Consider the following 7,657-nt stretch of genomic DNA (forward strand, 5'->3'; position numbering starts at 1 on the left):
GGTCGCGGCCGAGACCGAGCTGTGCGATCTGGACGGCGCCAACGGCCGGCTCGCCTATCGCGGCTACGACATCGACGACCTCGCGCGCAAGGCCAGCTTCGAGGAGGTCGCCTATCTGCTCTGGATGGGCGATCTGCCCAAGCGGGCCCAGCTCGACCGCTTCCTGGGCGAGCTTGCGGCCGCCCGGCCCATTCCTGGCGATCTGATCAAGGCCTTTGCCCTCATGCCGAAGCAGACAGACCCGATGCGCGTGCTGCAGGCCTCGACCGCCATCCTGGGCATGCACGACCCCGATGCCACGGACAATTCGCGCGAGGCCAACCTCCACAAGTCCATCCGGCTCACGAGCCAGTTCGCCACGGCCATCTGCGCTCATCACCGCATCCGCAACGGGCAAGAGCCGCTGGCGCCCATCAGGGACCTTTCCCTCGCCGCCAACTTCCTCTACATGCTGAGCGGCAAGAAGCCGAGCGAGGTCACCACCAAGGCCTTCGACGCGAGCCTGGTGCTCTATGCCGAGCACGAGCTCAACGCCTCGACCTTCACCACGCGGGTGATCGCGGCCACGCTGTCCGACATGCATTCCGCGGTGGCGGGCGGAGTAGGTGCCCTCAAGGGCACGCTTCACGGGGGCGCCGGCGAGGCGGTCATGCGCACGCTCATGGAGATCGGGAGCCTCGACAAGGTCGACTCGTTCGTGGACAAGGCGTTCGTCGAGAAGCGCCGCTTCATGGGCATGGGCCACCGCGTCTACACGGCGGGCGACCCGCGCGCGGCCATCTTGAAGGGCATGGCCGAGGCGGCCTGCCGGGAGACGGGCCAGGCGCTCTGGTACGATCTGGCCGTGAAGCTCCACACCAAGGTCAGCGCGACCAAGAAACTCATCCCCAACGTGGACTTCTACTCGGCGCCGCTCTTCTACTCGATCGGCATTCCCGTCGATCTCTTCACGCCCGTGATCGCCGCCTCGCGCGTCGCGGGCTGGACTGCCAATCTCCTCGAGCAGTACGCCGACAACCGGCTGATCCGCCCGCGCGCCGACTACAAAGGCCCGAAGCGCAAGCCCTTCGTCCCCTTGGACAAACGATGAACCGACCAGCTAAGAATCCCTCTCCCCCATTGGGGGAGAGGGGGTAGGGTGAGGGGGTAGAGCCCGCCCATGCCAGGCCAAAGCGTCACTCGCAAGCTGATCGACGCGCACCTCGTCTCCGGCAAGGCCGTGGCCGGAGAGGAGATCGGCCTGCGCGTGGATCAGTGCCTCCTCACCGACACCAACGGCAACATGGCCTGGCTCCAGTTCGAGACCATGGGCTTCCCCCGGGTCAAGCCCTCACGCGTCGTCACTTATATCGATCACAACGTCTACCAGACCGACTCGCGCAACACGGATGACCACCGCTATCTCCAGACGGCGGCCGCGCGCTACGGCTCCTGGTTCTCCAAGCCGGGCAATGGCATCTGCCACCAGGTCCACTTCGAGTCCTTCAGCGTGCCGGGCCAGTTCGTTCTCGGGACGGACAGCCATACGCCGCTCTGCGGATCCACGGGCATGCTGGCCATCGGCTCGGGCGGGCTCGACGTGGCCGTGGCCATGGGCGGCGGCGCCTATCACCTGCCCATGCCTCGCGTCGTGCGCGTCACTCTCACGGGCGAGCTCAAGCCCTGGGTGCATGCCAAGGACGTGATCCTCGAGCTGCTGCGGCGCTACAGCGTGCGCGGGGGCAGCGGGAAGATCTTCGAGTACGCGGGCCCGGGCGCCGCCTCGCTCTCCCTGCCCCAGCGCGCGACCATCTGCAACATGGGCGCCGAGCTGACGCTGACCACGAGTGTCTTCCCCTCGGACGAGGCGACGCGCCGCTACTTCGCGCTCCTCGGTCGGGAAGGAAGCTGGCAGCCGCTCGCCGCGGACGCCGATGCCGAGTACGACGAGGAGATCGAGCTCGACCTCGGCTCGCTCGAGCCCCTGGTGGCCCTGCCCTCTTCGCCCGACAAAGTGGTGCCGGCTCGCGAGGTCGCCGGCACCGCCATCGACCAGGTCATGGTCGGCTCCTGCACCAATTCCTCGTGGGAGGACATGTGGGCCGTGGGCCAGACCCTCAAGGGTCGGCAGATCGCGCCGAGCATTCACTTCGTGGTCTTTCCCGGCTCGGGCCGCATCCTCGAGATCATGTCTCGCGAGGGACTCTTGACCGATCTTCTCGTGGCCGGCGCCACCGTCTCGGAGCCGACCTGCGGATCGTGCGCGGGGATCGGCCACGTCCCCGCGGCGGGCAGCAAGAGCCTGCGCGCGTTCAACCGCAATTTTTCCGGACGGAGCGGGGTCAAGGACGATCAGATCTATCTCTGCTCGCCCCTCACCGCGGCCGCCTCCGCGCTCACGGGAGTCATCACCGATCCGCGCGACATGGGGGCGGCGCCGCCCCGCCACTATCCCGCCTCGCTGGTGGCCAGCACGGCCGGCTTCATCCCGCCCTTGCCCGAGACGGAGGCCGGCTCGGTGCGGGTGCTCAAGGGACCTAATATCAAGGAAGTGCCGCGGGGCCGGCCCCTCGAAGACTCGCTGGCGCTCCCCGTGCTGATCAAGCTCGGCGACAAGGTCTCGACGGACGACATCTCGCCCTCGGGCACCGCCGTCCTCGTCTTCCGCTCCAATGTGCCCGCCATCGCCGAGTTCACGTTCAGGAACGCGGACGCTGACTTCGTCGCGCGAGCCAAGGCCGCCGGCGCCGGCATCCTCGTGGGCGGCGAGATCTACGGCCAGGGCTCCTCGCGCGAGGCCGCCGTGCTCGGGCCTTTGCACCTGGGCGTGCGCGCAGTCCTCGTCAAGAGCTTCGCCCGGATCCACCGCGCCAACCTGATCAACTGGGGACTGGCCCCTCTCGAGTTCGACGACCCGGCCACGTACGATACGATAGAGCGCGGGGACGTCCTGAGACTCGACGGCATTCGATCCGCGCTTCAGGCGGGGAGGAAGATCCGCGTGATCAACGAGCGGACGGGAGCGGCCTTCGAGGTCCGCTGCGTGCTGACCCCACGCGAGCGCGACATCCTCCTCGCCGGCGGCCTCCTGTGCCAAACCGCGGCGCAGTCCTCTAAGAATCCCTCTCCCCCATCGGGGGAGAGGGCCGCAGTTCGAGCCGAGACGCTCGCCTCGAGCGACGAGGCGAGGGCTGAGTAAATAGGGGGGCGGTTCACATGACTCAAGCGCGCGTCAGGGCGGTCTACATGCGCGGTGGCACGAGCCGCTGCCTGGTATTCCATGAAAGTGACCTCCCCGCAGCGGGCCCCGAGCGCGACTACATCCTCCTCGCCGCCCTCGGCAGCCCCGATCCCTACGGCCGCCAGCTCGACGGCCTCGGCGGCGGCATCTCCTCCCTGTCCAAGGCCTGCATCATTGGCCCCGCCGCCCATCACGGCGCCGACGTGGACTATACCTTCGCGCAAGTGGAGATCGGCAAGCCCCACGTGGACTACACGGGCAATTGCGGCAACTGCTCCTCGGCGGTGGGACCCTTCGCCATCGAGGAGCGCCTCATCGAGCCCGTGGATGGCCAGACCCTCGTCCGCATCCACAACACGAATACGAAGAAGCTCATCGTGGCGCGCGTACCCGTCGTCGCCGGCCAGCCCGCCGTCCACGGCGACTTCGAGCTACCCGGCGTGGCCGGCACGGGCGCGCGCATCGCGCTCGATTTCCTCGAGCCAGGCGGCGCGGGTACCGGCCGGCTGCTCCCGACGGGCAAGCCGCGTGACATCGTGGAGGGCGTCGAGGCATCGCTCGTGGACGCCTCCATTCCCATGGTCTTCGTCCGCGCCCGTGACCTCGGGCTCACGGGCACCGAGATGCCCCAGGCCGTGGACGCAGACAAGGCACTCGCCTCGCGGCTCGAGAAGATCCGCGTCGCCGCGTCCCACCTCATGGGCATTCCCGGCAGCGCCGCGACACCCAAGATCGCCATGGTGACGGCACCCGCCGAATACACGGCCCTCGACGGCACGCGCGTCGGGAAGGACGCCACGGACGTGGTCGGGCGGGCCATCTCCATGGCCAACTGCCATCGCGCCTTCCCCTTGACCTCGTCCATGTGCCTCGCCGTGGCCTCACGTATCGAGGGCACGCTGGTGCACGAGTGTTCGACGGCCAAGCCGGGCGCCGATGTCCGCCTCGGCCATCCCTCGGGCGTCCTACCCCTCGACGCCGCCGTCGCCAAGCACGGGGGCGAGTACGTCGCCGAGCGCGTCACCGTCTACCGCACCGCGCGCCGTCTGATGGAAGGCTGGGTCCGCATCCCCTGATGTGCCGGCGCGCCTTCCCCGGCCTCGCGGCCGTGGTTGTCATCGCCCTCGTCGTCGCGTGCGCCCCCCGCCAAGCGTCGGGGCAATCGCGCGAATCCATGCCCCGCGTCGGCATGCTCACGCCCGCCCCGTCGGCGACAGCGAAACCCGCGTGGGATGCGTTCCGCGAGGCGATGAAAGAGCTCGGCTATGTCGAGGGGAAGAGCGTCGTCTACGAGTACCGGTCGGCGGAAGGACAGCTCGAGCGACTTCCCCAGCTGGTGGCCGAGCTGACAGGGCTTCCCGTGAAGGTCATGGTGGTCGCGAATACTCCAGGCAACCTCGCGGCGAAGAAGGCGACAACGACCATCCCCATCGTCATGGTGGCGGTCGGAGATCCCGTGCGGGTGGGGCTCGTCTCCAACCTGGGGAGGCCGGGCGGGAACATCACGGGGTTCACCAATCTCAGCGGCCAGATCGCCGCCAAGCGGCTCCAGCTCCTCAAGGAGGTCATCCCCACCGCCACCCGCATCGGGCTGATCGGCAATCCCGGCGACCCCAACACGCTGGTCCAGATCCAGGACGCCGAGGCCGCCGCCCGTGAGCTCAAGCTCCAGCTCCGCCTCTTCACGATCAAGGAGGCCGCCCAGCTCGAGCCCGCCTTCGAGGCGGCGCGAAGCTGGCGGGCGCAGGCCCTGCTGCGCCTGGTCGACCCGCTCCAGGTTTCCCTTCGGGCGCGAACGATCGAGCTGGCCGCCAAGGCCCGCATCCCCATGATGTATGGTTCCCGGGCCGACGCCGAAGCGGGCGGACTCATCGGCTATGGCGTCGACCCCCTCGAGAGCTACAAGCGTGCCGCCTCCTACGTGGACAGGATCCTCAAGGGTACCAAGCCCGGCGATCTCCCCGTCCAGCAGCCCACGAAGCTGGAGCTTGGCGTCAACCTGAAGACCGCCGCGGCCCTGAACATCAAGTTCCCGCAGGCCGTTCTCGTCCAGGCCGATCAGGTGTTCGAGTGATCTCGATGCCGCAGTCGCTCCTGGCACGCGCGGACGAGATCATCCAGTGAGGGGCCAGCCGCGACCAGTGCCGCCTCGCCTCGACGCAGTGGATCCCGACATGGCCAAGGTCTTCGAGGCGAAGTCCGGGATGGATCGGCTGCGAATTGCGCACGAGGCGTGGGCGCAGGCCAGGGAACGCCTCATGGCCTTTCTGGCCGCCGAGCACCCGGAATGGAGTGCCCTGGAGCTGAGACAGCAAGTGGCCAAGAGACTTCTCAGTGGATCAGAGTGAGCTCCTCCGTCACCTCGTGGAGACCATGGATGCCCTGGGAATCGCGTACATGATCGCCGGATCCCAAGCGTCGATCTACTACGGCGAGCAGCGCTTCACCCAGGACATTGACGTCGTGGGCAGACCTTCACGGCTTCGGAAGAGCGTGGGCGCCTCCGCGGAGAAGGAACCCGCGCCGCGCGTGGACGAGTGGAAGGAGGCGGCGCTGGACCTCGCCATTCCCCAGTCGCTCCTGCGCCGCGCCGACCAGGTGATCCAGTGACGGCGCGGAACATGGCCGACTACGCCGCGACGATGCGGGACTTCCGGCTGGAGGTGCCCGGGCGCTTCAACTGGGCCTTTGACACCTTCGATGCGTGGGCGCGGGATCCCTCGAAGCTCGCGCTGCTCTGGGTGTCCGCCGACGGCCAGCCGCGCCGCTTCACATACGCCGAGCTCGCCGAGCGCTCCAGGCGCTTCGCCAATGCCCTCGCGGGGCTCGGCATCGTGCCGGGCGAGCGGGTTGTCGTCATGCTCCCGCGCGTCTATCAATGGTGGGAGATCCTGCTGGGCTGCCTGCGGGCGCGCACCGTGTCCGTTCCCGGTACCACGCTCCTCACGACCAAGGACATTACCTACCGTCTGAACGCCGCCGAGGCCAGCGTCGTCATCACCGACGAGGACAACGCCCACAAGGTCGACCAGGTCCTGCCCGAGTGCCCGACGGTGAAGCACCGGATCGTGATGGGGCGCGCCTCGGGCGGCTCGCACGAGTACGAGCGGTTGATGAGTCACGGCTCGCCAGAGATGGCACACCCGCGGAATGCGAGCGGTGACCCGATGATGATCTACTTCACGTCGGGGACAACGGGCTATCCGAAGATGGTGCTCCACACTCACGCGTCGTATCCGATCGGCCACATCATCACGGGGAAGTTCTGGCTCGACAATACCCCTGGAGACCTGCACTGGACGATCTCGGACACGGGCTGGGCCCAGGCGGCGTGGACGTGCTTCTTCGCGCCGTGGAACATGGGCGCGGCCATCTTCGTCTGGGACGCGCGCGGCAAGAAGTTCGACTCGCAGGAGACGCTCGCCATGTTCGAGCGCTTCCCCATCACCACCTTCTTCGCCCCACCCACCGCCTATCGCATGATGGTCCAGGAGCCGCTCAAGAAGTACCGCTTCCCCACCCTGCGTCATTGCCTGGGTGCGGGCGAGGCGGTCAACCCCGAGGTCATCGAGGCGTGGCGCGAGGGCACGGGGCATCACATCTACGAGGGCTACGGGCAGACCGAGAGCGTCCTGGTGGCGGGCACCTTTCCCGCCACGCCGTGGAAGCCTGGCTCCATGGGACCCACGGCGCCCGGGCACCGCATCGGCATCGTGGACGCGGAGGGACGGGAGCTGCCACGCGGGGAGGAAGGCGACCTCGGCATCCTCGTGAAGCCGGAGCGGCCCGTCGGGATGTTCCAGGAGTACTGGAAGAACGAGGAGGCAACGGCCCGCTGTCACCGCGGCGACTGGTACATCACCGGTGACCGGGCCTCCATGGACGAGGACGGCTACCTCTGGTTTGTGGGCCGCGCCGACGACGTGATCAACAGCGCCTCGTACCGCATCGGCCCCTTCGAGGTCGAGTCCGCATTGGTCGAGCACGCCGCCGTCGCCGAGGCCGCCGTCATCGGCACGCCCGATCCCTTGCGCGGCAAGATCGTCAAGGCCTTCGTCGTCCTCGCCCCCGGGCACACCGCATCCGATGCGCTCGCCGCCGAGCTCCAGGAGCACGTCAAGACCGTAACCGCGCCCTACAAGTACCCGCGCGAGATCGAGTTCGTCGCCGACCTGCCCAAGACCATCAGCGGCAAGATCCGCCGCGCCGAGCTGCGTCAGATGGAGCGCGACCGGGGCAAATCCCCCTCAACCTTTAAAGGAGAGAGGCCAGCAGACCACGTCCCCTCGCCCCCGAAGGGGGAGAGACTTCCTATGAGGTGTCAAGAGTTTTTTTCATGATCAGGCGGCCTGCCGCATTCGTTGCCGGGCGATGGTGGCCAGGTGGTGTGTCTCGTCGTACGGGACGTGGCGGCTCCACATGACGAAGATGATTTTG

The 7,657-nt window shown here is 67.9% G+C and carries 7 protein-coding genes; all 7 read left to right on the top strand.

Going from position 1 to position 7,657, the window contains the following annotated elements; all coding sequences use genetic code 11:
• Positions 1–1,090 (top strand): citrate/2-methylcitrate synthase (locus VGT00_17780; GenBank protein ID HEV8533277.1); only part of this gene is annotated, 1,090 nt, incomplete at its 5' end.
• Between the two features lie 69 nt (positions 1,091–1,159).
• Positions 1,160–3,178 carry an aconitate hydratase gene (locus tag VGT00_17785; GenBank protein HEV8533278.1) on the top strand — a complete coding sequence of 673 codons (2,019 nt, stop codon included), beginning with the start codon at positions 1,160–1,162 and terminating at the stop codon, positions 3,176–3,178.
• Between the two features lie 17 nt (positions 3,179–3,195).
• Positions 3,196–4,296, top strand: coding sequence for a PrpF domain-containing protein (locus VGT00_17790; protein HEV8533279.1), 1,101 nt, complete (start codon positions 3,196–3,198; stop codon positions 4,294–4,296).
• Positions 4,296–5,294 carry an ABC transporter substrate-binding protein gene (locus VGT00_17795; protein ID HEV8533280.1) on the top strand — a complete coding sequence of 333 codons (999 nt, stop codon included), beginning with the start codon at positions 4,296–4,298 and terminating at the stop codon, positions 5,292–5,294. The genes VGT00_17790 and VGT00_17795 overlap by 1 nt, the downstream gene beginning before the upstream one ends.
• A gap of 100 nt (positions 5,295–5,394) precedes the next feature.
• Positions 5,395–5,568 carry a hypothetical protein gene (locus tag VGT00_17800; GenBank protein ID HEV8533281.1) on the top strand — a complete coding sequence of 58 codons (174 nt, stop codon included), beginning with the start codon at positions 5,395–5,397 and terminating at the stop codon, positions 5,566–5,568.
• Positions 5,555–5,830, top strand: coding sequence for a hypothetical protein (locus VGT00_17805; protein ID HEV8533282.1), 276 nt, complete (start codon positions 5,555–5,557; stop codon positions 5,828–5,830). The genes VGT00_17800 and VGT00_17805 overlap by 14 nt, the downstream gene beginning before the upstream one ends.
• 11 nt (positions 5,831–5,841) lie before the next feature.
• Positions 5,842–7,560 carry an AMP-binding protein gene (locus VGT00_17810; GenBank protein HEV8533283.1) on the top strand — a complete coding sequence of 573 codons (1,719 nt, stop codon included), beginning with the start codon at positions 5,842–5,844 and terminating at the stop codon, positions 7,558–7,560.
• Positions 7,561–7,657: the final 97 nt, after the last annotated feature.

It is taken from the genome of Candidatus Methylomirabilota bacterium (assembly GCA_036002485.1).
GTDB lineage: Bacteria > Methylomirabilota > Methylomirabilia > Rokubacteriales > CSP1-6 > AR37.

What these genes read in the sequence shown, in the direction of transcription:
- VGT00_17785 (HEV8533278.1), top strand. Translation starts at nt 1,160, where the DNA reads ATGCCAGGCCAAAGCGTCACTCGCAAGCTGATCGACGCGCACCTCGTC.
- VGT00_17790 (HEV8533279.1), top strand. Translation starts at nt 3,196, where the DNA reads ATGACTCAAGCGCGCGTCAGGGCGGTCTACATGCGCGGTGGCACGAGC.
- VGT00_17795 (HEV8533280.1), top strand. Translation starts at nt 4,296, where the DNA reads ATGTGCCGGCGCGCCTTCCCCGGCCTCGCGGCCGTGGTTGTCATCGCC.
- VGT00_17800 (HEV8533281.1), top strand. Translation starts at nt 5,395, where the DNA reads ATGGCCAAGGTCTTCGAGGCGAAGTCCGGGATGGATCGGCTGCGAATT.
- VGT00_17810 (HEV8533283.1), top strand. Translation starts at nt 5,842, where the DNA reads ATGGCCGACTACGCCGCGACGATGCGGGACTTCCGGCTGGAGGTGCCC.